We start from the raw sequence: 2,085 nt of genomic DNA, 5'->3' as shown, positions 1-2,085 counted from the left end.
GCGTCGAACCCGGTCGATCCGACCCCCTCCGGCGGCTTCGCCGCCACCTCCCCCTCGAGGGGGGAGGAAATCCTGTTCTGGGCCGCCTCGCGCGGCCATCATGCCGATATCGGCGGCACGGCACCCGGCTCGATGACGCCGCTCGCCACCACGGTCGACGAGGAAGGCGTGCTGTTCGACAATTTCCGCATCGTCGACCGCGGAAAATTCCGCGAGAAGGAGCTGGAAACGCTGCTCACCGACCACCGCTATCCAGCCCGCAATCCGCACCAGAACATCGCCGACCTCAAGGCGCAGATCGCCGCCAACGAAAAGGGCGTCGCGGAACTGCGCAAGATGGTCGCGCATTTCGGCCTCGATGTCGTCGAGGCCTATATGGGCCATGTCCAGGACAATGCGGCCGAAAGCGTGCGCCGCGTGCTGGAGCGGCTGCCCGACAGTTCGCAGTACGAATACCCGACCGACACCGGCCAAATCATCAAGGTGAAGATCACGGTCGACCGGCAAAAGCGCGAGGCGACCGTTGACTTCACCGGCACATCACCGGTCATGAAGAACAATTTCAACGCGCCGGAACCCGTCGCCCGAGCGGCCGTGCTCTATGCTTTCCGCGTCATGGTCGAGGACATGATCCCGATGAATGCCGGGTGCCTGCGGCCCATCAACATCATCATTCCCGACGGCTGCATGCTGAAACCCGCCTACCCCGCCGCCGTCGTCGCCGGCAATGTCGAGACCTCGCAGCACGTCACCAACGCGCTGTTCGGCGCCATGGGCGCCATGGCCAACGCGCAAGGCACGATGAACAACCTGACCTTCGGCAACAAGACCTACCAGTATTACGAGACGATCTGCTCCGGCTCGCCGGCCGGCCAGATGAATTCCGGCCGCGGCTTTGCCGGCACCTCCGGCGTCCACACCCACATGACCAATTCGCGCCTCACCGATCCGGAAGTGCTGGAGCTGCGCTTTCCCGTTCTGCTCGAGGATTTCCACATTCGGGAAGGATCCGGCGGCAAAGGCAAATGGAGCGCCGGCGACGGCACCAGGCGCATCATCCGCTTCCTCGAGAAGATGGAATGCGCGATCCTGTCCTCGCACCGCAACCGCCCGCCGCAAGGGCTGGACGGTGGTGGCGATGGCGAGGTCGGCTCGACCAAGGTCCGCCGCAAGGACGGTGCGATCGAAACGCTGAAAGCCTGCGACCAGACCGTGCTGCAGGCGGGCGAGGCCGTCATCCTGACGACGCCGACACCGGGCGGGTTTGGCAAGCTGTAAGAAGGCGTCAACAGGCTGTCACCGGGCTGTCATGCCCCTGCGCTACCCGCTTGCGGCAAAGCAAATGGGGAATCATCTTGCCATGACGGACGTTTCCGCAGATCTGGTTTTTCGCCGCGGCAAGGAAGTTGGAAAGGCCGTCTACCAGAACCCCCCGCTGTCGAAGGCCGGCATTTCGGAGCGGCTGTTCGCCTTCCTGTTCTCCGGCCTCGTCTACCCCCAGATCTGGGAAGACCCCGATGTCGACATGGAGGCGATGCAGCTTGGCCAGGGCCACCGCGTCGTCACCATCGCCTCCGGCGGCTGCAACATTCTGGCCTACCTCACGCGCTCGCCGGCCCGGGTCGACGCCGTCGACCTCAACACCGCGCACATCGCGCTGAACCGCATGAAGCTGGAGGCGGTGCGCCGCCTGCCATCGCAGGGCGACCTGTTCCGCTTCTTCGGCGCCGCCGACACCAGCCACAATTCGAAAGCGTATGACCGTTTCATCGCGCCGCATCTCGATCCTGTCAGCCGTCACTACTGGGAGCGCCGCAACTGGCGCGGCCGCCGTCGCATCACTGTGTTCGACCGCAATTTTTACCAGACCGGCCTGCTCGGCCTGTTCATCTCCATGGGCCATCGCACGGCAAAGTTCTTCGGCGTCAATCCAGCCGCCATCATGCAGGCCAAAAACATCAGCGAGCAGCGCCGCTTCTTCAACGAGGAGCTGGCGCCGGTCTTCGACAAGAAGCTTTTGAAATGGGCGACGTCGCGCAAGGCCTCGCTATTCGGCCTCGGCATCCCGCCGGCGCAGTACGATTC

Annotated in this window: 2 protein-coding genes; both read left to right on the top strand. The window is 64.1% G+C overall.

Annotated elements, in window-relative coordinates; genetic code table 11:
- On the top strand, positions 1-1,278 hold a 1,278-nt coding region (locus EOD15_RS33305), incomplete at its 5' end, for a hydantoinase B/oxoprolinase family protein (protein ID WP_245463837.1).
- A 31-nt stretch (positions 1,279-1,309) separates the two neighbouring features.
- On the top strand, positions 1,310-2,085 hold a 776-nt coding region (locus tag EOD15_RS33300), incomplete at its 3' end, for a DUF3419 family protein (protein ID WP_127409243.1).

Origin of the sequence: Mesorhizobium sp. M7A.T.Ca.US.000.02.2.1 (genome assembly GCF_003996995.1) — a bacterium.
Taxonomy (GTDB): Bacteria; Pseudomonadota; Alphaproteobacteria; order Rhizobiales; family Rhizobiaceae; genus Mesorhizobium.
This window is presented reverse-complemented; position numbering and strand designations above follow the sequence as displayed.